20 protein-coding genes and 1 pseudogene are annotated in these 21862 nt (G+C 38.5%); 8 read left to right on the forward strand and 13 right to left on the reverse strand.

Annotation, left to right across the window (positions count from 1 at the left end):
* Window positions 1-4: 4 nt before the first annotated feature.
* The 5 genes from kdpA to KTH84_RS05510 form a co-directional block, all read right to left on the reverse strand.
* The gene (kdpA, locus tag KTH84_RS05490; RefSeq protein ID WP_262472362.1) at window positions 5-1714 is read right to left on the reverse strand and encodes a potassium-transporting ATPase subunit KdpA; all 1710 of its coding nucleotides are present in this window, start codon (window positions 1712-1714) and stop codon (window positions 5-7) included.
* A 258-nt stretch (window positions 1715-1972) separates the two neighbouring features.
* Window positions 1973-2410, reverse strand: a complete 438-nt coding sequence (locus KTH84_RS05495) for a 2-amino-4-hydroxy-6-hydroxymethyldihydropteridine diphosphokinase (protein ID WP_262472363.1) — start codon at window positions 2408-2410, stop codon at window positions 1973-1975.
* Window positions 2367-2747 carry a dihydroneopterin aldolase gene (gene folB / locus KTH84_RS05500; RefSeq protein ID WP_133972780.1) on the reverse strand — a complete coding sequence of 127 codons (381 nt, stop codon included), beginning with the start codon at window positions 2745-2747 and terminating at the stop codon, window positions 2367-2369. The genes KTH84_RS05495 and folB overlap by 44 nt, the downstream gene beginning before the upstream one ends.
* A 15-nt stretch (window positions 2748-2762) precedes the next feature.
* Window positions 2763-4061 (reverse strand): ABC1 kinase family protein, encoded by a 1299-nt coding sequence (locus KTH84_RS05505; protein WP_133972778.1) that lies wholly within the window; start codon window positions 4059-4061, stop codon window positions 2763-2765.
* A 58-nt stretch (window positions 4062-4119) separates the two neighbouring features.
* Window positions 4120-4896: a HesA/MoeB/ThiF family protein gene (locus KTH84_RS05510; RefSeq protein ID WP_262472364.1), complete on the reverse strand. Its 777-nt coding sequence runs from the start codon at window positions 4894-4896 to the stop codon at window positions 4120-4122.
* Between the two features lie 171 nt (window positions 4897-5067).
* Here KTH84_RS05510 and KTH84_RS05515 point away from each other — a divergent pair, with 171 nt between their 5' ends.
* Window positions 5068-5646 carry a flavin reductase family protein gene (locus tag KTH84_RS05515; RefSeq protein WP_202741678.1) on the forward strand — a complete coding sequence of 193 codons (579 nt, stop codon included), beginning with the start codon at window positions 5068-5070 and terminating at the stop codon, window positions 5644-5646.
* A 111-nt stretch (window positions 5647-5757) separates the two neighbouring features.
* Here KTH84_RS05515 and KTH84_RS05520 read toward each other — a convergent pair whose 3' ends face one another.
* Entirely contained in the window at window positions 5758-6528 is a 771-nt protein-coding gene (locus KTH84_RS05520) for a 3-hydroxyacyl-CoA dehydrogenase (protein WP_202741676.1), read from the reverse strand.
* 169 nt (window positions 6529-6697) lie between these two features.
* Here KTH84_RS05520 and KTH84_RS05525 point away from each other — a divergent pair, with 169 nt between their 5' ends.
* Window positions 6698-7726: an AraC family transcriptional regulator gene (locus tag KTH84_RS05525; protein ID WP_262472365.1), complete on the forward strand. Its 1029-nt coding sequence runs from the start codon at window positions 6698-6700 to the stop codon at window positions 7724-7726.
* A 212-nt stretch (window positions 7727-7938) separates the two neighbouring features.
* A pseudogene (locus KTH84_RS05530) lies at window positions 7939-8205 on the forward strand (ABC transporter permease); the annotation flags it as partial.
* Window positions 8206-8207: 2 nt separating this feature from the next.
* On the opposite strand, the gene prmC reads toward KTH84_RS05530, so the two are convergent.
* From prmC to KTH84_RS05545, 3 genes are all read right to left on the reverse strand, one after another.
* Window positions 8208-9023 carry a peptide chain release factor N(5)-glutamine methyltransferase gene (gene prmC, locus KTH84_RS05535; protein WP_262472366.1) on the reverse strand — a complete coding sequence of 272 codons (816 nt, stop codon included), beginning with the start codon at window positions 9021-9023 and terminating at the stop codon, window positions 8208-8210.
* Entirely contained in the window at window positions 9023-10111 is a 1089-nt protein-coding gene (gene prfA / locus KTH84_RS05540; RefSeq protein WP_042897038.1) for a peptide chain release factor 1, read from the reverse strand. The genes prmC and prfA overlap by 1 nt, the downstream gene beginning before the upstream one ends.
* Window positions 10112-10408: 297 nt before the next feature.
* On the reverse strand, window positions 10409-11248 hold the full coding sequence (locus KTH84_RS05545; protein ID WP_262472368.1) for a type 1 glutamine amidotransferase domain-containing protein: 840 nt from the start codon (window positions 11246-11248) through the stop codon (window positions 10409-10411).
* A 119-nt stretch (window positions 11249-11367) separates the two neighbouring features.
* On the opposite strand from KTH84_RS05545, the gene KTH84_RS05550 reads away from it, so the two are divergent.
* From KTH84_RS05550 to KTH84_RS05570, 5 genes are all read left to right on the forward strand, one after another.
* Window positions 11368-12270: a LysR family transcriptional regulator gene (locus KTH84_RS05550; RefSeq protein ID WP_262472369.1), complete on the forward strand. Its 903-nt coding sequence runs from the start codon at window positions 11368-11370 to the stop codon at window positions 12268-12270.
* A 195-nt stretch (window positions 12271-12465) separates the two neighbouring features.
* Window positions 12466-12885: a glycine zipper domain-containing protein gene (locus tag KTH84_RS05555; RefSeq protein ID WP_005039626.1), complete on the forward strand. Its 420-nt coding sequence runs from the start codon at window positions 12466-12468 to the stop codon at window positions 12883-12885.
* A gap of 237 nt (window positions 12886-13122) precedes the next feature.
* Window positions 13123-13632, forward strand: coding sequence for a hypothetical protein (locus KTH84_RS05560; RefSeq protein ID WP_133972758.1), 510 nt, complete (start codon window positions 13123-13125; stop codon window positions 13630-13632).
* Window positions 13633-13763: 131 nt separating this feature from the next.
* Window positions 13764-14768 carry an LLM class flavin-dependent oxidoreductase gene (locus KTH84_RS05565; RefSeq protein ID WP_133972756.1) on the forward strand — a complete coding sequence of 335 codons (1005 nt, stop codon included), beginning with the start codon at window positions 13764-13766 and terminating at the stop codon, window positions 14766-14768.
* A 148-nt stretch (window positions 14769-14916) separates the two neighbouring features.
* Window positions 14917-15480, forward strand: coding sequence for a flavoprotein (locus tag KTH84_RS05570; protein WP_133972754.1), 564 nt, complete (start codon window positions 14917-14919; stop codon window positions 15478-15480).
* Between the two features lie 40 nt (window positions 15481-15520).
* Here the strand turns inward: KTH84_RS05570 and pgaD are convergent, their stop codons facing one another.
* Genes pgaD through pgaA form a run of 4 tightly spaced genes read right to left on the reverse strand, consistent with a single transcriptional unit; the run spans window position 15521 to window position 21490 of the window.
* Window positions 15521-15979 carry a poly-beta-1,6-N-acetyl-D-glucosamine biosynthesis protein PgaD gene (gene pgaD, locus KTH84_RS05575; RefSeq protein ID WP_133972752.1) on the reverse strand — a complete coding sequence of 153 codons (459 nt, stop codon included), beginning with the start codon at window positions 15977-15979 and terminating at the stop codon, window positions 15521-15523.
* The gene (gene pgaC, locus KTH84_RS05580) at window positions 15976-17223 is read right to left on the reverse strand and encodes a poly-beta-1,6-N-acetyl-D-glucosamine synthase (RefSeq protein WP_262472370.1); all 1248 of its coding nucleotides are present in this window, start codon (window positions 17221-17223) and stop codon (window positions 15976-15978) included. The genes pgaD and pgaC overlap by 4 nt, the downstream gene beginning before the upstream one ends.
* Window positions 17223-19049 (reverse strand): poly-beta-1,6-N-acetyl-D-glucosamine N-deacetylase PgaB, encoded by a 1827-nt coding sequence (gene pgaB / locus KTH84_RS05585; protein WP_262472371.1) that lies wholly within the window; start codon window positions 19047-19049, stop codon window positions 17223-17225. Before pgaB ends, pgaC begins: the two co-directional genes overlap by 1 nt.
* Window positions 19049-21490: a poly-beta-1,6 N-acetyl-D-glucosamine export porin PgaA gene (gene pgaA, locus KTH84_RS05590; protein WP_262472372.1), complete on the reverse strand. Its 2442-nt coding sequence runs from the start codon at window positions 21488-21490 to the stop codon at window positions 19049-19051. Before pgaA ends, pgaB begins: the two co-directional genes overlap by 1 nt.
* Between the last annotated feature and the right edge of the window lie 372 nt (window positions 21491-21862).

Genomic DNA, 21862 nt, shown 5'->3' on the forward strand with positions numbered 1-21862 from the left:
CTCCTTAACCTTTAACCAACAAAAGTTGATCGGCAATTGGCCCAAGGACAAGAACTGGCATAAATTGTAATAAGGTAAGCAGAACAACAATCGTAATCAGCGTTAAAGCAAAGGTTGGAGTTTCAACCTGAAGACTACCTGCTGTTTCAGGTGCTTTTCTTTTTGCAGCTAAGCGTGTAGCAATCATTAAGGGTAAAATTAAGGTCGGGAAACGTCCTAAAAGTAAGGCAATACTACAAGTGACGTTCCACCATAAGGTGTTATCTCCAAGGCCTTCAAAACCTGAACCGTTGTTGGCAAATGCAGAGATATATTCATAGAACACTTGGCTAATGCCATGCGGTCCCGGATTGCTGATGCCTGATAGACCCGGAATGCTGAGGGTTAATGCAGTAAAGGCAAGAATAACGAGAGGTTGAATCAAGATAATAATCGCGAGTAACTTAATTTCAGCAGCTTCAATCTTGCGCCCAAACAACTCAGGGGTACGGCCTGTCATTAAACCGGCAATAAATACCGCAAGTAATAGATAAATCATAAACTGTTGCAGACCACAGCCCACACCGCCCCAAATGGCATTAATCAGCATGTTAATGAGTTCAACCAGACCAGTAAGCGGCGCAGAAGAATCATGCATCATATTGACCGAACCGTTATTTACTTGAGTTGTGACAGCTGCCCAAACTGCTGATGCGGCTGGTCCAAATCGTTGTTCTTTACCTTCCATTACGGCAAGTTGAGATGCTGTAGATGACATACTCTCAGACCAGACAGCCGCTGCACCTGAAATAACCGACATAAAAAGCATGCTACCAAAGACAAAGTAAGCAAACTTTTTACGCTGAGTAAAATGCCCAACCATAAAAATTACTGTGATTGGAATGAGTAAAATTGCAATCATTTCTAGCAGATTAGAAAGTGGTGTTGGATTTTCTAAAGGCACAGAACTATTTGGACCGTACCATCCACCACCGTTACTACCCAATTGCTTAATAGCCACCATCGGTGCAACTGGCCCCAAAGGAATTTTTTGAGTTTCTACAGTGTTGGCTTTATCAATAAGTTGTACTTCTGGCCCACCCTGAAAAGTTGCCGGGACACCTTGGCTATTGAGCAATAATGACCAGACAAAACAGAGTGGAAGCAAAAAGCGTACTGTAGGACGAATTACATCTGCCCAATAGTTACCAATTAAAATTTGATGTGGCTGCTCGGCAACGTCCGCAGCAATATGGCTTGGACGCTGATAAAAGAACGCTCTTAAAGTCGCGACAACCAAAGCCAGCCCCATCATTGGAGTAATGACTTGCAGGCCCACAATACCTGTCATTTGCGACAAATAAGATAATTGAGCTTGGCCAGAATAATGCTGTTGGTTGGTGTTTGTTAAAAATGAAATAACAGTGTGTAACGCTAAGTCCCAACTCATATTTGGTGCATGGTTAGGATTTAAGGGTAGCCATGCTTGCGTCATAAAAATAGCAAGGATAGCCACTGCAAGAAAAATACAGCTAACAACAAATGCTAGAGAATATTGTTTCCAGTTCATTTGTTGTTGTGGAGATACACCTAACAAGCGATAAACAGGATTTTCAATCCAACGAAATAATCCATCACCCCATATCGGCTGATTTGCCATTACTTTGGATAGATATTTACTGAGACACCATGCTAGAAAAATAGCGATAAATAAAACAAGTATAAGTTCTAGCATGATTACTCTCCTCTATGTCCCATGGCCTGACTTGCCAAACTGGAAATAAGGAGAAATGAAGAAATATCATTTTTTTTAAGTCCGCATAAGACAATGCCAGACTGATGCAAGATGCGCATTTGAGAATTTATAAGCATCTTTATTGTCCTGAAATAACACTAATTTAGTGAATTTCAGTATCGGTAAAATGCTCGTAAATTCTCTATTGAGGAACTCAAAGCCCGCGTAAAATTTGCGTAAAATCTAAATTGAAAGATATTAAACTTTAAAATTGACGATTGGATAAAACGTTCCATCAGTCTTCAAATTTTCACAATGCCAAAGCTCATATAAAGGAATTTTTACATCTAGTGCCAATGGTAATTTTTTAGAATTAAATTGCATATGGTCTAGGTCGCTTCCCCATGCAATCAAATCCACATCGAGTGAAATATGATGAGATGGGCGAACACGACCTGAATCTAATTCAAGTTTTTTTAAAAAAGCTTCGATTTGTGAAGAATTTAAAGAACTTTTTAATAGACATGCCGAATTCCAGTAATCATCTCCAATGCCATCTCGGCATGGAATTTGATAAACCGATGAAAACTGCACTTTCCCCAATGTTGCCAATTGCGTATAAGCAAAAGTAAAGTGTTGTTCTGAGTCTAGATTACTCGCTAACGCGAGCGCAAAAATTGTTTCGGGTACGTTCAAGACGGATTCCTACTGCATTAGCTTCTGCAATAATGGCAGGTTTACGAATAGTAATAGTAATTGACTCAATCGTTGGAAAAGTATTAAACAAGCACTCTAAAACAAGCTGAGCCGCATGTTCGATTAACTCAGGTTTCGCTTGCTGAATGGTCTGAGCCGATATTTCACAAATCTGTGCATAGTTGAGAGTATCTTCAAGTTTGTCAGACTGTGCAGCTCGGCTCAAATCATTATGGATGGTTAAATCCAACATTAAAGGTTGAATGATTTGTCTTTCCCAGTTGAAACAACCAATGACTGTTTCAACCTTTAACCCTTCAATAATAATGGCATCCATAAATTTAAACTGACCTTAGTGCTTTAACAACGAAGCAGGTTCCATATTTTGAACCATTTTCAAACGCTGGTCTGCATAAATATCGGTATATGGTGCGAGTACGCGCATAAAACGATCGAAATAAAGCATTTGCTTAAATAACAGAGCAAAATCTCGAGGGAATTTAATGCCGTGGCGTTCTCCAACCCCTACCATATCCATCATAATGTCGTTTAAATCGGCAGGATTGGATGCCAAAATTTGCTGAGGATCAGACATTAATACGCCGTTAAATAAGCGCTCTAAATCTTGTGCCAATACTTCAACATCAACTTTGTTATGTGTCATGCCCATTTTCAGCATGTTTTCAGCCATGGCCTGATAATCTGTTTTTTGCAATGCATCCATAAAGGCCATACATGCTGTCCAGACTTCTGGGTTTAGCTGCCCTACAATACCAAAGTCAATAAAACCAATTCGACCATCTTCGAGCAACATTAGGTTTCCGGCATGTAAGTCTGCATGGAAACTCTTACATAACATCAAACTACCGAACCACGTATTCATTGCCGTAATAAGTACTTGTGATGGATCTTTGGCGTATTGTTTTACAACACTAAAATCTGTCAAAGACACACCATATAAACGCTGCATGGTTAAAACACGGCGTGTAGAAAACTGATGATAAACTTTAGGCGCAGTCGCAGCATGGTTTTGCGAAATATTAAGATATTCAACAAAATCATCTAAGTTTTGTGCTTCTTCAATGAAATCAACTTCCCGAACCATACGGCTTTTAATTTCATCGACAATTTCAGAAAGTGCAGCAAATTTGATTTTAGGTACTACACGTTCAAGCAGCTTGGCAGCCCAATGCACCACATTTAAGTCAGTATATAAAATGGTTTCAACACCAGGCTTTTGTACTTTAATAACAACATCTTCGCCTGTAGTGAGTTTAGCTGCATGAACCTGAGCAATTGATGCAGAAGCTAATGGTTTTTCATCGATATAGCTAAAAATCTGATTTAAATCGCGCCCTTCAAACTCAGATGCAAGCACACCTTGAACATAACTAAATGGCAGTGTTGGTGTTTGGTCTAAACAACCTTGAAACTCTTCTACATATTCACGAGGGAAAAGCGATGGTGTACTCGCAATAAACTGACCAAGCTTAATATAAGTTGAGCCAAGTGACTCAAAGGTCTCTCTCATGAGTTTGGCATTACTTGGTTTTTCAGTTGCATATTTAATTCCAGCTTTGGCCGCAACCACTGCTGTTTCACCAATGCGGGCAACGGAACGTAACCCATCAAACAAAATATTTTTTTTCATATTTCTTCAAAACCAAATCATTCAGGTTGAGTGTAGCAAATTTTATCTCATTTACTGATTAGCTTGCCTGACAAAGTGGGCAATTTACATCTTTATCAAAACTCACAATACGTTGTGTCATGTTCAAGCCATCCCACAGTAAAAGTTTCTGTTTTAAAGGTACACGATTTAACCCTAAATACAACAAAGTGTGATGTGCTTGTAATGACGCTATCATTACAGGAGTAGTAGCAAGTACGCCTGACTCTGCACAGCGTAGGCCTTCGTTGCTATGCTGTTCTTTTGGAAAAAGACATTCATAACACGCTGAATCTCCTTCAACCATAAATATTTGTGCCTGAAAACCAATTGCTGAAGCACTAATTAATGCGACCTGATGCTTCTTACAAGCTGCATTTACTAAATAGCGGGTTGTAAAATTATCACATCCATCTAAAACCACATCTTGGTGTTCAACAAGTCTATCAATGTTATGTGCGTCTAAACGTTCGTTATAGTATTCAACACAGATATAAGGGTTAATTTTCTGTAAACGTTTAGCCAAAATTTCAGCTTTATAACGCCCGATATCCTCATGACCAAATGCAATTTGACGTTGTAGATTACTTATCTCAATAGTATCTGCATCAATGAGTGTGATTTTCCCAACCCCTGCTCGCGCTAGTAGCTCTGCACTGCTACAACCTATTCCACCAGCCCCGACAATCAGCACATTGGCAAGTTTGAGTTTTTCCTGAGCTTCTATATCCCATCCATCAAGTAAAATCTGACGGCTATAGAGATGCATTTCTTCATCACTTAACTCTACAAAATCGATATCTTGAAGCTCTGTCACGCACTGATCCTTTCACTTAGAGGCTAAATGATTTTATGATTAAGTCGGGCATTAAGAAAGCCATAAAATAGAAACAGCGTTTTATTCTTTAAACTTTTATCCAACGCATTACTTCTTTTAAGCTTTCTGCAACAATAGAAATATCTATTTTCTTTATTACTTAGGCTAAATATGTCCCAATCATATATTGCACCTGTAGAGTTAGAAAAAGCGTATCGTTTGTTAAATCATGGCCCAACTGTACTTGTCTCTGCTCAACATGGAGATGACCGAAATGTCATGGCAGCCGCTTGGGCATGTGCATTAGAACTCACCCCAGCCAAAGTAACCGTTGTTCTCGATAAAAGTACTAAAACTCGTCAGCTTGTTGAACAAAGCGGTTATTTCACCCTACAAGTTCCCTGCTATGCGCAGCTCGATATGACGCATCAACTTGGTACAATTAGTAAATTAGATGACCCGCAAAAACTTGAGCATTGTGGGGTTGAGTTATTTTATCAAGAAGGTCTTACAAGCCCGCTTGTATCAGGTTGCATTGCATGGCTCGTGTGTAAACTTATTCCAGAACCTCACAATCAGTCAGCTCATGATTTATTTATTGGTTCTGTTGTGGGTGCTTGGGCAGATAGCCGCGTTTTTAAAGATGGACATTGGTACTTTCAAGACGCACCGAAAGAACTTCGAAGCCTGCACTATATTGCGGGTGGTACCTTTTATTTAATTGGCGAACAAGTGAAAGCTCAGCTTTAATCATCAAAAAGTTGATTTCGTTTCAATTGCAAAAAACCGCAGAGCAATTGCGGTTTTTTGTTGTCAAAATTTATTATTTAAAAAATTAATATTTAGACACCCTTATTTTTATTATTTTGCCGCCATACGAATTGCGCCGTCCAAACGAATAACCTCACCATTTAAATATGAGTTTTCAGCAATATGCCCAACTAAACGGGCAAATTCCTCTGGTTTTCCTAAACGAGATGGATATGGCACCATTTGTCCTAAAGCATCTTGAACATTTTGTGGCATGCCCTTAAGCATTGGGGTTTCCATAATCCCCGGCGCAATGGTCATAATGCGAATCGCATGGCGAGCAAGCTCACGAGCAATTGGCAATGTCATAGCCACAATAGCACCTTTAGATGCGGAATACGCTGCCTGACCAATTTGACCATCAAATGCTGCAACTGAGGCTGTGTTTACAATTACGCCGCGGTCTTCTTCGCCTGCTTCAACTGTGTTTTTACTCATCGCATCCGCTGCAAAACGCAGCATGTTAAATGTACCTGTAACATTAATTTGTAGAGTCTTTGCAAATAACCCTAAATCATGTACACCTTCACGGCCAATCACTTTTGCAGAAGGGCCAATACCCGCACAGTTAACTAAACCATGCAAACTGCCATGTTTTACTAATACATCCTTAAAGAACTGTTCAGCAGCAGCTTCATCGGTTACATCAAGTTTTACAAAGTCAGCTTTTGATCCTAATTTTTTTATTTGCTGCTCACCAGCTTCTACATTCATGTCTACCAATGTGACTGAAGCACCTTGTTGCACCAAATATTCAGCTGTTGCAGCCCCTAAGCCAGAGCCACCACCTGTAATCACGAAATGCTTCCCTTGAATTTTCATTATGTAATGTCCTATAGAAATGTTCTTTAAACTTAGTAGTGAGAGTAAAAGTTGTTGTTTTCCGATACAATTTCAAAAAGCCTCAAAATGTTTGCAGCTTTTGATCAATCCAAATTTTAAATATGAAATATTTCACTTGAAATATATGAAGAAAATATGAGTCTTTGACATGGTTGTCCAATCTTCTTTAAGTAAAGGAACTATTTCGATTGCACTGGTACATGAAGCACTGGGTGCTGCTTATGCCAAAGGGCTAAATACTCAAATAATTCTAAATAAAGCGGGAATTCCTGCCGAATTACTGATGTCTCCCAAGGCACGTGTGCCCGTTACGACATATGCGCAACTATGGATAGAACTTGCCAATGCCATGAACGATGAGTTTTTTGGTATGGACAGCCACCCTATGCGTCGAGGTAGCTATAAATTATTGACTAAACTTGTCAGTACGGCGGAAACTTTAGAAAAGGCGCTTTACGATATATTGAAGTTTTTTAACTTTATTCTAGATGATCTACAGGGTGAATTAATTCGGGATCAGCAAAAAGCCTATTTGGTCATTCGTGATCGTGAACAACCCAAACGTATGTTTACCTATGCGACTTTTTTAATATTGGTGCATGGACTTATGTGCTGGTTGGTAGATCAACGAATTGGCTTAAACAAGATTTCAGTACGTTGTACTCAACCTCAAGATATTCAAGACTATCTAATCCGTTTTGGTGGAGATATTCAATTTAATGCCGAGATAAACCGAATTGAATTTGATGCTCACTATTTAGATATTAAAATTAAAAAAGATAAAAAAGCACTTTATGATTTCTTAGAGCAAACTCCGCAAAATCTTTTAGTTCGCTTTAAAAATGAAAATGCATTAAGTCTTCTTATTCGTCGTCATTTATTGAAACTTCATCCTGCACAATGGCCCGAACTTAAAGATGTTGCACAACAGCTCAATATTTCTGAAGCAACCGTTCAACGCCGACTGAAACATGAAGGCGTCAGTTACCAGCAAATTAAAAATGAAATCCGCTGTGATATTGCGGTTGAACGTTTAAGTAAAACTAACGATTCAATTCAAGATATTAGTGGAGATTTAAGCTTCCAAGACCCAAGCGCATTTCACCGTGCCTTTAAAAAATGGACTGGCGTCAGCCCAGGTGCGTACCGAAATAATTTAACTGCACACAAGCAATAATGTATATATCGAACCAAAGCTTAAAATTTTAATACTTAAGCTTATGATATTTATATCTTTTAACTTCAATATTTCAGATAAGCACATTACTTCAAATTCAATAATCACTATAAAAACAGTTATTTAGAATTTCTTCTAAACTTTTATCTTTCAACCTGATTTATAAATCAAAATAACTAAGTTTAGAAAGAATCGAACCCATGCGAGGATGATCTATTATTTTGCCAGCAGCATCTCCCGGTATTTTAACCGGTTTACGTAACAGCTTAAGTTTATCTTGGATGTTTATGATTGCAGCTGAATTGATTGCAGCCACTCAAGGAATCGGTTATTTACTCAGTGATGGTCGAGAAACATCCCGTCCCGATATTGTTATTATTGCCATTATTTTATTGGCCCTATTGGGTAAAGTAACCGATACCTTAATGAAACTTCTAGAAAACTGGTTATTACGTTGGCGTGATACACTACAGAAATAACTTTAAATCCAACAAGCCAAAGTGACTCGATCATTTTGGCCGTAGTCCTGAATAGTTTTAATTTCACTAAAACCATGCTCAGCAAAAATAGTACGAACAGCCTGTCCCTGACCATAACCATGTTCCAGAGCAATCCAGCCTTGTGGTTTTAACCAGTTTTTTCCTTGGGCAATAATAATTTCAATATCAGCTAGACCCTGCTGATCTGCAACCAATGCACGGCGTGGTTCTGTTGCCAGTGCCTGCATGTGTTCATCTTCAGGGTCAATATATGGCGGATTGGAAACGATTAAATCAAACTTTTGTGGCTCAAGTGCTTCAAACCAAGCACCACAAGCAAAATTCACTTGTTTTAATCCATGGATTTGCGCATTTTCTTTTGCGACCTCTAAGGTAGGCGCATAAATATCAGTTGCCGTTACTTGCCAATCTGGGCGTTCGCTTGCTAAAGCGAGTGCAATTGCACCTGTCCCCGTTCCCAAATCAACAATATTTGCATTATTTGGCAAATTTAGATTTAAAACGGTTTCAACTAAAACCTCAGTATCAGGTCGTGGCACTAAGGTATCAGACGTTACTTTTAAATCGAGTGTCCAAAATGGTTGTGAACCTGTCACATAAGCTAAAGGTTCACCATTTTTAATACGCTCAAGCCCAGCCAAGTAGTCTTGCTCTTGTTGAACTGTTAACTCTTGGTCAAGTTTAAACTTTAATTCAAGTGAATTGATTTTTAGAAAATGCTCAAGTAACCAAGCATTTTCTTGTCGTTCATAACTGTCAGGCTCACCACGAATTGCAAGCGCTTGAGCAATATTCATTATCCGCCATTTTCCTGCGCAAGCATTGCAAGCTGATCTGCCTGATATTCACGATGTAAGCTATCAAGCAATTCAGTTAAATCGCCTTCCATAATGGCATCTAACTTATATAAAGTTAGATTAATACGGTGATCAGTCATACGACCTTGTGGGTAGTTATAAGTACGGATACGTTCAGAACGGTCACCAGACCCCACTAAATCACGGCGCATTTCAGACGTTGCTGCATCAGCCGCTGCACGTTTCGCATTTTCTAAACGAGAAACTAATAATGCCATCGCTTTGGCTTTGTTTTTATGCTGTGAACGTTCTTCCTGACATTCAACAACTGTACCTGTTGGAAGGTGAGTAATACGTACCGCTGAATCGGTTTTATTAATGTGCTGACCACCTGCACCAGATGCACGGTAAGTATCAATACGCAAATCTGCTGGGTTAATCTCGACATTTGTATCGACATCAATTTCAGGCAAGATCGCAACTGTACAAGCAGATGTATGAACACGACCTTGTGACTCAGTTGCTGGCACACGTTGTACACGATGTGCACCACTTTCAAACTTCAAGCGACCATATACTCCATCACCGTCCACACGGCAAATGACTTCTTTAAAGCCACCATGCTCACCTTCATTTTCAGAAAGTACTTCTATACGCCAATTTTGTGTCTCGGCATATTTACTGTACATGCGGAATAAGTCACCAGAGAAAATTGCAGCCTCATCACCACCCGTTCCGGCGCGAATTTCTAAATAAGCTGCATTAGAATCATTTGGATCTTTTGGAATCATCAAAATATTGAGCTGGCTTTCTAATTCTCCAAGCAATTCTTTATTCGCTTGAATTTCTTCTTCTGCCATATCTTTAAAGTCAGGGTCAGACTTCATCATTTCAGCAGTTTCAATATCTTCTTCTGCTTGACGGTATTTGCCCCAAACTTCTGTAATTTCAGATAAATCACTATGTTCACGAGACAATTTACGGAAACGTTTGTTATCGGAGATCACTTCCACATCTGCAAGCAATGCGGTAAGTTCTTCATGTCGATCACAGAGTTGATCAAGTCGTAAACGGAGTGACGCTTTCATAAGAGGAAATATCTCAAAAGTCCAAAAGGCTTATCAAATGCTATGGCTATGTAAGTATAGAAGATAAGCAAAATCGTAAAAATAGCGCATAGTTTACAGATTATGCCGCTTAAATGACATATATAATCAGCCAATTCATCAACTTTCACAGTAAGTGGCAACTTATAAATATAATGATTTCAGATGGGATTTGTTACCAGCCTATAATTTAGCTTTTTCTATAAAAAATAATACATCACCTTTTTCTCCCAATCGGGCAATAGAGGCTTTATTCATAAAACCTCTTTACCTGACTATTTATTTTAATTTTTCTAATAATGTTTTACCCACCAGAACAGCCGAGGCCGGATTTTGTCCCGTAATAAGTTCACGATCCACCACTACATTTGGAGACCAAGCATTCGTATTAATTTGATATTTACCACCAATTGACTGTAATGCGGTTTGTGGATAGAACTTCATTTCACCACCTTTTAACAAAGCCTTCGCTTGTTCTTCTTCTTGGTTACTAATTACAGTCATCCGATAATTTTTATAAATCCACTCTCCAGTTTTTACGGTTTTGCCTTGCTCAAGTTGCTGAACGACTTCCGAAGCATTCGGTAACGTTGACATCAACGCAATAGGACCATGGCAAACCAGAGCTGTAGGTTTTTTAGCTTTATGAAAAGCTGTCAAAACTTTCCCAAGTTGTTTATCTTTTAACAAATCTTGCATAGGTGCATGTCCACCTGGAATATAAATAGCATCAAACTGATCAATACCAATTTGCTCAATACGAGATAGACTCAAAATTGGAGAATCTTGAGGGGACGTTAACTTAAGGTCATGCAATAAGCCTACGTACTGCTTTAGTGCTTTTTCATCTTGGTTAAAGTACATCACACTATTTGATGACTCATCTAGTGTTGGTGCTTTGCCTTTTGGTGTAGCGAAAGTCACTGTGTGCCCTGCATCTAAAAGCATTTTTGTAGGTTGCATTAACTCATTTAAATAAAAACCAGTTTTAAAAATATGACCATTTTTTAGCTCTAGCTGCCCTTCATCAGACAATACAATCAATACATGGGCAGCATTTGCACTTAATGCTGCTGAAGCGGTAACTATTGCAAGCATTATTTTATTTAGAGATTTCATCATTTAACCTTCATTCCAACCATTTGCTGGATTTATATTTTGGATGGATATATTCTATTTTTGCCAATGGGGTAGATAAACAACCACATTTGAAAATCTTTTTTGCGTTTGAGGACAAAATGTCTCGTCAATTTGACCATCTTGCCGATGTTGAAGTGTTTTTAATTGTGGCTGAAAAGCTTTCTATTAGTGCAGCTGCAATTTATTTGTCCACGACGCCTTCAGTTATTAGTAGAACAATTACGCGGCTGGAGAAAAAGTTGGGTATCCAGTTTTTTAGAAGGACCACTCGTCATTTGAGCCTGACCGAAGCAGGTCAACTTTATTATGAGAAAATGCAGCACGCCTTTCAGCTAATCGACCATGCAGAGCGTGTGATTCAAGGTGAACAACTTCAAATTTCTGGAAAAATTAAATTAAGCGTTCCCACAACTTATGGGCATTATCGTTTACCGCCCTTATTAGAAAAATTTCTTTTGCAATATCCGGACATTCAAATTGAGATCAGCATCTCTAACCGAAATGTTGATTTAATTGCTGAAGGTTTTGATTTAGCCATTCGTCAAGGGCATCTCCCTAATAGCTCTCTTGTGGCCAGACCGCTGGAACTTGCCCCTCTTCAACTCGTTGCCTCCCCTAATTATTTAAAACGCGTGGGTGTGCCTCAAACCTTGGAAGAATTAAATCATCACCAATGTATTGCCTTTGAATTACCAAGTAGTGGCAAGATAACGCCATGGTTCTTTAAAGATGGCGATCACGAAATCCAGTGGACACCAACAAATCGGATTTTGGTAAAAGAAGATATTTTAGGCGTAGTTTCTCTAGCTGAAAGTGGATTAGGGATATGCCAGAGTTACGAATTTATCGTTAATGAAAAAATTCGGCAAGGAAAATTACAACCTTTACTTGAGGCTTATGCAGGTCACACACGTCCCTTCTCTTTACTGTACGCACAACATAAACATATGTCTTCTGCCAAAAGAGCTTTGATCAACTTTCTATGTTCAGATCGCCAGTAAAAAACTCATAAAACTAAATGAGATTCATATTTATCTATATGAGTATTAAACATTCTATTTTAATAGAAAACATACAAACCAGACACTAAACTACAATAATGAATTGATGGTTCTCCATATTTTAAGAAACGTGTTTTGTTACATTTGCCGTAACAAAAGATATAGGGTCCTGCTGCTAAGGACACGGAGTAAAAAATGAAATTAAATGCTTGGTTATGTAGCGCTGTTTTAGCAACTTCTATGGTTACTGTAGCGCATGCTGATAACACAACACATGTAGCAGCTGCTTCCGCTTTAGGTAGTGTTGCTGGTACTGCAATTGGTAAAAGCATGGGTGGTACATCTGGCGCAACAATTGGTGCTGCTTTAGGTGGTGCTGGTGGTGCAGCAGTTGCAAGTGACCGCCGTCACCGTACAGAATCTGCAATTGGCGGTGGTTTAGGTGGTGGTGCTGGTTATACCGTTGGTAGAAGCATGGGCGGTACAAATGGTGGTTACGTTGGCGCTGCTTTAGGTGCTGCGGGTGGTTCTGCTCTAGGTAATAAGATTTCTAAAGACCGCGATGCTGACAGATCTTCTAAACATTGGAAGAAAAAACACCGTCGTCATCACTAATCAAATTTGATGAAATAATTCTAAGCACCTTCGGGTGCTTTTTTATTAGGACCAATAAATATTCATCTTTTCTCTTTTGCTCATGATTTATCCATAGATTAATACAAACAATACAAACAGACACAAAACTATCGTATCGCCTTCGGGGTTCTCCATAATTATCACGAAATTTTTGATTACATTTATCTCAAGATAAAAATACTGTCCTTCTCAGTAAAAAGGGCATGGAGCTGCAAGATGAAAATGAATATTTGGTTAGCTAGTGCATTAATTGCAACATCGTCTATGGTGACGGTTGCACATGCAGATAATGGTACACGTGTTGCTGCAACCTCTGCGTTAGGTAGTGTTGTTGGTACAGCAATTGGTAAAAGCATGGGTGGTACAACAGGCGCAACAATTGGTGCTGCTTTAGGTGGTGCTGGTGGTGCGGCGGCGGCTAGTGACCGTCGTAATCGTACTGAAGCTGCCCTTGGTGGTGCTTTAGGTGGCGGTGCTGGTTATACAGTCGGTAAGAACATGGGCGGTACCAACGGTGGCTACATCGGTGCGGCGGTAGGTGCGGCGGGTGGTTCAGCACTAGGCCGTAAAGTTTCTGAAGATCGTGACTACAATGATCGCTATGACCGTGGTAGTCGTTATGATCGAGATGATCGTAGATATGACGATGGCGACCGTCGTCACTATAAAGGTGGTAACCGTCGTCATGACAATGGTTTACATCGTGGCTGGTATAAAAATCGCTAATTTGTACATGCATAAAAAGCACCTTCGGGTGCTTTTTTATTGAGAGACAAAATCTAATATCGAAAAAAAACGATATACATTAACCCTTATATATCGTAGTATTTCGATATATCCTTATTCGAGAATATCGCATGCGATCACTTCAAGATACCAAGTTTTCAATTTTGGAACTTGCTCCTATTCGTAATGATAAAACCATCGAATTTTCATTACGTCACGCATTAGAATTAGCACAACATGCAGAGAAACTAGGTTATGAACGTTTCTGGCTTGCAGAACATCACAACATGGATGGAATTGCGAGTTCTGCTACAGCAGTATTGCTAGGTTTTATTGCCGCACATACACAACATATTCGTTTAGGTTCAGGCGGCATTATGCTTCCTAACCACGCTCCTTTAGTTGTCGCAGAACAATTTGGAACACTTGCTACTTTATATCCAGATCGTATTGAACTTGGCTTAGGTCGTGCTCCGGGTACAGATCAACTCACCATGCGAGCTTTACGTCGTGGGCATCAAGAAACAGAAGATCAATTTCCAAAAGATGTTGTCGAAATTCTAAAATATTTTGATGCACCTCAAGCAGGACAAAAGATTATTGCAACGCCAGGGCAAAATACTCATGTTCCTGTTTGGTTACTTGGATCTAGTCTTTTTAGTGCACAATTGGCTGCAAAACTTGGTCTACCCTACTCATTTGCATCGCATTTTGCACCACGTATGCTAGGCCAAGCCATTCAACTCTATCGTGAGAACTTTGAGCCTTCTGCTTATTTAGATAAACCTTACGTGTCTATGGGTGTACCTGTTGTAGTCGCAAATACTGATGAAGAAGCACAGTTTTTAGCAACAAGTGCATACCAACGTGTATTAGGCTTAATTCGTGGCGAAAGCTTAAAGCTTAAACCGCCAGTTGAATCAATGCAGGGACTATGGAATACAGCAGAACAGCTTTCTGTTGAAAACTTCTATGCAATGGCACAAATAGGCTCGGTTGAGACTGTCCGCACTGGTTTACAAAAGCTTTTAGCGACATACGATGTTGATGAGTTTATTTTTACCTGTGATATATACGACACAACAAAACGTCTAGAGAGTTTTACGCAACTCATGAATGTAAAAACAGAACATTAAAACTCCGCTTCTCTTTCTCACGCTTGAATTGATTTCAAGTGTGAGATGACCATCTATCTGAAAAGACTTTACCCCAACTTCCTGCTTGGTTATTTATATTAAAACGATAAAAACATCATGATTGAAAAACCAAAAGGACTTTTGGAAAATGAGTATTAATATTAAAAATAACGCTTCAAAATCAGTAATTTTTCAAAATACGTCTCAAGATTTTGAAGACTTTGCTGGTCAAGTTATTCCATCTACCTCAATTAAAGAATTTGATTTTTCACATTCATCTGTCGCTATTATTGGTACAAATCAAGATACCGTGACCCATCTTGAAAAAATTTGCCAACAAGCAAAATTTGTGACCGTATTTCAAATTACACCTCATTTTATTTTGCCCCACAGTCAAATGGGCACAAATAAATTAATTACTCATCCACTCATTATTAAAAATCGAAGATTATTTAACAATCGAGTAAAAAGTCTTTTGGCCTTACGTTTTCTTGACACTCAAGTTAGTGAAACATGGCTTAAGCGCCTTTTAACACCCAATACTGCAACGACTAAAAAAGTATTTTTTAAATCTGATAGTTATTATGCTGCACTCCAAAAACCCAATTGTAAGTTACAAACTTGGCCCATTGTTAAAGTTAACAATACATCAATTCACAGCATGGATGGTATAGAACAACCTGTCGACATCATTATTAGAATAACTGCATAAAAATAAAAAGCATGGTTTTTAGGCCATGCTTTTTTATCACTTACTCATATTTTTGAAAATTGCCATGATCATCGTAATGTAAAATGATGCGTTGTTTCTTTTGCAACTCACTTAAGATCTCAGGACTAACTGAAAATTGAGCTGCTAACAGTTCAACAGAACTATTTGCCGCTTTCATCCGTCGGTCCTCACCACTAAATCTAATCCAGTTATAACTCGCCCACAAAATCAAAATGAGGGCACTAATCCCAATGAGTAATGCTAAATGAAGTAAGGTCTTAACTTCGGATAAATGATCGACCCAGACATAATCATAAATTAGGTGGCCTTCAAAAACCCATAAGAACAGTGAAACCAATGGGAAAAGTAACCACATTAAGCAAAACCACCCAACAGTTTGCAATGTATAGTTTGCTGTTTTATTTTTCACATATTCCGGCTGGTCAATATATTCAGGAATATCTAACTCTTCTATATCTTTGTTTTCCTCAGGTTTCATGGGTTATCTCCACGGAAGCCTCGGTCTGGGCTGACCCAGCGAGCACGTTTTTTAGTGTTAAATAAAGTTTTTGGTACGGCAACAACGCTTGTAAATAAAGTAAGTAACCAGAAAAATAACGGGTACCAAATAACCCAGAAATAGTTTCTAAAGAAGCGACCACGGTCATAACGCTGGTCAATCCACAAACTCACCAAAAACTGTATCAGACATGTGCCGCCTAATATCACGCCATACCACTGTGGCATCAGTGTTTTGATCTGCCATTGCAAAGGTAATTCAATAAATAACCCTGTAAAAAACAGAATGAATATCAGAATCATCACATAAGACCAAATAATGCTAACTAGAGCTTCAATCATCACTGGCCACATACGGCGTACGCGTAACTTAAACATTTGTGGAATATATTCTAAAAGAACCTCTACCCCACCTTGTGCCCAGCGAATGCGCTGTTTCCATAGACCTGTAAATGTCTCGGGCATATAGATATAACAAAGCGCTTGTGGAATATACTGAATATCCCAATGGTCCAGCTGTAGCTTCCAAGAAATATCAATATCTTCGGTAATTTTATCGTCTGACCAAAAACCGACGCGAACGAGCGCTGTTTTACGAAACGCGGCAATCACACCAGACACTGTAAAAATACGACCATATGTACGCTGTGCACGTTTAATTAAACCAATAATCGAAGAAAATTCGCCAACCTGTAATTTTCCTAAAATACTTGATCGGTTTAAAATTCGTGGATTCCCCGTTACAGCACCAATTCGCGGGAAATTAATAAATGGCTGCATTAACCAAAGTACTGCATGTGGATGTAACAATGCATCCCCATCAATACAAACAAGATATTCGTATTTACTGACCAGCACCCCCGATCTTAAAGCTACAGCCTTACCCTGATTTTCTGCTAAGTGTACAACCCGAAGTCGTGAATCTTGCGCTGACAATTCATCAAGGATTTCGGCGGTCCTGTCACTACTTCCATCATTGACAGCGATCACTTCAAAATTAGGATATTTTGTTTGCAGTGCATAACGAATTGTTTGTCGCACTTGGGCTTCTTCGTTAAAACACGGAATAATAATACTGCACCCCTCACTGGTTGGCTCAGGGAGTGTTTGTTCACGGTATTCCCTTTTAAAGAAAAACCAAAGCCCCCCTACCATCCATGTCCAAGCCATGAGTAAAGGATATAAAAAGGCAAAAGCAAATAGAATATCGAGTAATACTCTCATTACTTTTTCCCCTCTACTAATCCAGCAAAAGGCTGATACATGACAGGGCTAGCATTTAGACTAATCGGATTATATAAATATTGATGTACATCTTTTGATTTTTCAAAATTATAGCCATCAATACCAAATTTCTGAATTCCTATGCGCTGAATCGAAAACAGCCCTTGCTGTACTTCTTCCCAACTGGTCTTTTGAGAGTTTTCCGGCAATACTAAAGTCATCATTATTCTTTGCTTATCTTTTTCATTAAGCGTATTTAATAGGGCTAACAATTGATTAAATTGTTTTTTCTTGCCAATCATATTGAACTTTAAATTGACCAAATCATGTTGTGATAAAAGTGTTTTTAAAAGCGCTGGTAAGTTTTCTACATGATCTAAATCAGGAGTAAGCAATAAAATAAATTGCCCTTGGTTACTCATATTTAAATACGGCTTTACAGCATTTTTGGTAAGTTGGCTAAGTTGGGCTAGATGTTTTGATTGTTCAATACAACTACCCTCTTGCACAGTTACTTTTTGCATTTCGCAATTTAAAGCTGTTCCCGCATTAAGCTGAATACCACTTAAATTACTATTTAAGCGTGCAATATCTTTTGCCAAACCTACTGCTAAAAATGGCTTATCTTTCTGAGGGTAAGCCGGCAACTCTAATATTACCGCTTGGCCTGCACGAGTTTGAGCCTGCCATAAACTACGGTTTAAAATATCTTGTTGAACAGGCATTTTATCTGTAGGGAAATAAGCAACATCATATTGCCCATCGCCATTTTTATCTTCCAAAGGTTTTAAGATTAAAGCATTGTTTTTTAAGCTATACAGTTTTGATAATAGCTGCCCTAATTTTTCATCTGTTTGGGTATTTTGTGGAGCTGCTAACTGCTTTAAATCCATAGTCACAAAGTGACGAGGCTGTTTAAATAAATCCGACTCTTCAAAGTTCAAAATATTTAACATGCCTTCAGTGAGCTGTTCAGCTGTAGGGTTATTTATTACCAAGCTTCGTTTAAATGTTGAATCACCCACCCGATTCATACCGTCACGACCCAAACTGAAAGAAAACTCAAAGCCTGCTTGCTGCGCTAGTTTTTCCAGTTGCTCATTTACAGCGCCATAAGGCCAAATAATTGCTTTGGGATTAACACCGACTTCTTTTTTCAAAATGGCGTAGGATTTCTTCAAATCTTGCAAAATACGTTGTTGATATTCTGCATCCGTTTCATAACGTGATTGAGATTTTAAATATGCATACGAGGTCGCAGCGGGCTGCTCATTACCTTGAGGATTGGCTAATATGCCATGATGCAAATCGTCACTATGGCTTGCAAATTCAGCTAACCCTGATGCTTGCATTTCACGAACTTGAGCCCAGTTCACCAAGTTACCTTGACCATAGGCTTCATAACCTGCCTGCGTATTGCCATTCATCCAACTGGTTGGAAGAGCAAAAACTGCCGGAATATCATATTGCTTAAGTAATGGAAATACTCGGCTATAACTACTCAAGGCCCCATCATCGAAAGTAAGTAGAATAGAGTTATGCGGCAACTCCTTACCTTGTCGGCGGGCCTCCTCAATGTCTTTTAAACGAATCGGCTTCCAGTCAGATTGACTAAGCCAATCTAAAAACTGTGCCAGATTATTGGTCTGAATCGCATAAACATCACGGTCACCTTCCTTTAACACATCATCTCGTACATCATGGAAAGTTAAAGAAACCGTATGATTTTTTGGTAATTCAGTTTCAATTCGGGCATGAGAAAATTGTACGGGTAATAATATTGAAGCAAACACACAGCTCAACATTTTTGACATCATATTATTCATTAAAAACGCCCTTCAAATCCGAAAATACCGTAGGTATGTTGTTCATCATGACCATCATATGGATGGTATTGCCAACCAATTCCATAATTGAGCTGCCAAGTCCGTGAGAGCTGCCATTGATGTTGATATTGCAAAGAGTATGTTGGTCTAGCTGAATAATCTGCTTGTTTATAAAGTCCGACTCCAGCCTCAAAATGCTGCTTAAATGAGCGTTCATATTCTCGCCAAGTTACCCAGTCATGGCTTAAATTCAACTCAGCACTGTAATGATTGCTGGGACTAAAGTAAGCGGTCTGATCTTGACTATTGCTGCCATAAAATCCACGAACGGTCCCGTAAGTAATATGGTGCGGCGCATCAAATAATCGTTCACGCCAAAAAGTTGAAAATTCTTGTTGTGTATTACCATCACTAATATCCGCTAGGCCATAACTCGCCCCAATTTGGCGTGACTCATCTTTTTGCCATGTCAAAGCAGCACGGTAAGCTTGCCCATCCTCACCAGCATCAATTGCTTGTAATGGAATATTAGCTTGGCTGTCATATTGCAATTGGTATTGCCAGTGGTCGTTTAACCATTGAGACCAATCAAGACGAACACCTGCTTGCCCGCCATCTGTACTTTGCGATAAAATCGCTGACAACGCCTTACGGTTCGCTTGCCACTCAGCACCGACACCATAACGCTGGTCATGTACATCGCCAAAACGGTACTCTCCGAAACGATCTTGATGCCAAGCAAATAAACGATAATTATCTTTAATCCAAGGGCTATTAAGACGAGTTTCCATTTCTCGGTCTTTTAAACCATTTTGCCCACTTACAGAATCGCTACTATCGGCTGCCTTACTTTGGCCCCAAGTGGTTGAGTGAGAAATTGTCGGTCTATTGCGGTCATCTAACTCTTTTCGACTTTTAATTACCCCACCATCTTCAGGATAATATTCCAAAAGACTTTCAGTATTTTTACGCCACTCTGGAATATCCCCTAAAGCCTGAGCATTTTGCATCTGGTTAATTCGAGTATCTTTGGAAACTGGTGTTAAACCATTTAAACGAGAAATAGTTTGCTTAGACTGTAGAGGTTTATCTCTCCAACGCTCGACACGAGCCAAATTATTAATTAAACCTTCATTGGCAGGAGCCAAATCTACTTGTTTCTGAAAATGCTTTTCTGCTTGATCAAGATGATTTGCATAAGCTAAGTGCATACCCTGTAAAGTAATATAGTCATCACGGTCGGGATGACTTGTTTTGTCTACCCCTTTTGCCTGACTGTATTTATACATCGGAACAAGTCGATCAACTTCACCCAAAAATTGTTCAGCTTCTTTATATTTTTCTTGTTCAATATATGAGTAGTACAGTCCAGTATATACCGTCATATCTGGATAGTTTTTTTCAGTAAGCAAGGTTTTAAAAGCAAGCTCAGCTTGTTGTGGCTGTCTTTCAGCCAAATAACTATCAGCTATGGCATGACGAATATAGGCAGGTAGTTTTTCTAAAGGTACATTTAGTTTAGTAAATTGATCCAGTACTGTACGAGTACGCCCACGGAAATCTAACGCATATATATAGTCATAATGGAATCTTAAATAATTAGGGTCTGACGGTTGAATCAAAGGTTGCATTTGCTCACCTTGCTTCAACACAGCATCAAGCTCAGCAAAGCCTTCACTATCCGACATTCCTTCCCGATTCAAATATTTATAACGAGCAATAGCGTTATTTACACGTTGAGAATACTCACTGACTTGTAGCCAGTGTTGTAACGATTCTATTTGTGTATTTTTATCACTGGTAAGCAATAACTGCTGAGCCTTGTTATAAGCCCCCACAGCCGCTAAGTCATAACTGTATTCTTGTAAAACTGCAAAAGACTTAGGCTGCTGCTTATATGCTTGCTCAATTGCAGATAAAGCATCTACAGGTAAATTGATAAGACGATATGCATAGGCTATTTGCACAAGTTGATCAGTCTTCAGATTTTTACTATTAATTTTTGCTAACTGTGCTTTGGCATTTACAGCATCTTGAGCTTCAGCATATAAAACTGCTAACAAAATCTGCCCATCAAGCGTTTTTTGAATATTAAATTTATTCGACCAATCAATCGCATTTTTAAAGTGTTTAAAATCACGAAAATTACGTATTAAAGGTAACTGTCCATATTCTGGAAAAGTAACCGAATTAATATTGGCTAAATGCTGAGAAAAAGTTAATAGATCTTTTTTTTCATTTGACATTACAACTAAATAATCAGCTAACAACTTTTGATCATGCGGATAAGTTTTTAGCAATTGATCCAGTTGAAATATTGCTTGGTGAGTTTGTCCAGCTTTATAAGTGTGAATAGCCTGCTCTCTCAATTCGTCCACTTGAGCAGCATATAAATTGAGAGGTAAGATGTATACCAATGAAAAAACACATTTTTTTAGCATTTTGATAATCGGATAGTCCCATATCGAGGTGGGAAAGTATAATTAAAAACAAATAAATAATCACACAACATCAAAATAGTGTGACCTAGTTAACATTTTTGAAATGTGGATTTTTTTTGATTGTTTTTTTAAAATATTTAGTAAAATTAAATAATTACTATTTTTCAGCACAATAAAATACATACACTTCTTTTCAATAGTGTTATTTAAATTTACAAATGAGTTGCAAAAGAACTACAGGTTTATAACCAATAAAAAACATTTAATAATGTTTAGTTTTATATTTAAAACTTTTATTTTTATTGTATTTTATATTTAAAAAACCATTCAACTTATTTATAAACTAATATACACAAATTGAATGGTTAAAAT

The organism is Acinetobacter sp. WU_MDCI_Abxb74 (assembly GCF_025513915.1).
GTDB classification, from domain to species: domain Bacteria; phylum Pseudomonadota; class Gammaproteobacteria; order Pseudomonadales; family Moraxellaceae; genus Acinetobacter; species Acinetobacter calcoaceticus_C.

Coding starts and splice junctions, on each gene's coding strand:
- KTH84_RS05520 (WP_202741676.1), bottom strand. CDS start 6,528: ATGAAAATTCAAGGGAAGCATTTCGTGATTACAGGTGGTGGCTCTGGC.
- KTH84_RS05545 (WP_262472368.1), bottom strand. CDS start 11,248: ATGAAATCTCTAAATAAAATAATGCTTGCAATAGTTACCGCTTCAGCA.
- prfA (WP_042897038.1), bottom strand. CDS start 10,111: ATGAAAGCGTCACTCCGTTTACGACTTGATCAACTCTGTGATCGACAT.
- pgaD (WP_133972752.1), bottom strand. CDS start 15,979: ATGAAACCTGAGGAAAACAAAGATATAGAAGAGTTAGATATTCCTGAA.
- folB (WP_133972780.1), bottom strand. CDS start 2,747: ATGGATGCCATTATTATTGAAGGGTTAAAGGTTGAAACAGTCATTGGT.
- KTH84_RS05570 (WP_133972754.1), top strand. CDS start 14,917: ATGAGTATTAATATTAAAAATAACGCTTCAAAATCAGTAATTTTTCAA.
- pgaC (WP_262472370.1), bottom strand. CDS start 17,223: ATGAGAGTATTACTCGATATTCTATTTGCTTTTGCCTTTTTATATCCT.
- KTH84_RS05505 (WP_133972778.1), bottom strand. CDS start 4,061: ATGAAAAAAAATATTTTGTTTGATGGGTTACGTTCCGTTGCCCGCATT.
- kdpA (WP_262472362.1), bottom strand. CDS start 1,714: ATGCTAGAACTTATACTTGTTTTATTTATCGCTATTTTTCTAGCATGG.
- KTH84_RS05560 (WP_133972758.1), top strand. CDS start 13,123: ATGAAAATGAATATTTGGTTAGCTAGTGCATTAATTGCAACATCGTCT.
- KTH84_RS05525 (WP_262472365.1), top strand. CDS start 6,698: ATGGTTGTCCAATCTTCTTTAAGTAAAGGAACTATTTCGATTGCACTG.
- pgaB (WP_262472371.1), bottom strand. CDS start 19,049: ATGAATAATATGATGTCAAAAATGTTGAGCTGTGTGTTTGCTTCAATA.
- prmC (WP_262472366.1), bottom strand. CDS start 9,023: ATGAATATTGCTCAAGCGCTTGCAATTCGTGGTGAGCCTGACAGTTAT.
- KTH84_RS05565 (WP_133972756.1), top strand. CDS start 13,764: ATGCGATCACTTCAAGATACCAAGTTTTCAATTTTGGAACTTGCTCCT.
- pgaA (WP_262472372.1), bottom strand. CDS start 21,490: ATGCTAAAAAAATGTGTTTTTTCATTGGTATACATCTTACCTCTCAAT.
- KTH84_RS05555 (WP_005039626.1), top strand. CDS start 12,466: ATGAAATTAAATGCTTGGTTATGTAGCGCTGTTTTAGCAACTTCTATG.
- KTH84_RS05515 (WP_202741678.1), top strand. CDS start 5,068: ATGTCCCAATCATATATTGCACCTGTAGAGTTAGAAAAAGCGTATCGT.
- KTH84_RS05550 (WP_262472369.1), top strand. CDS start 11,368: ATGTCTCGTCAATTTGACCATCTTGCCGATGTTGAAGTGTTTTTAATT.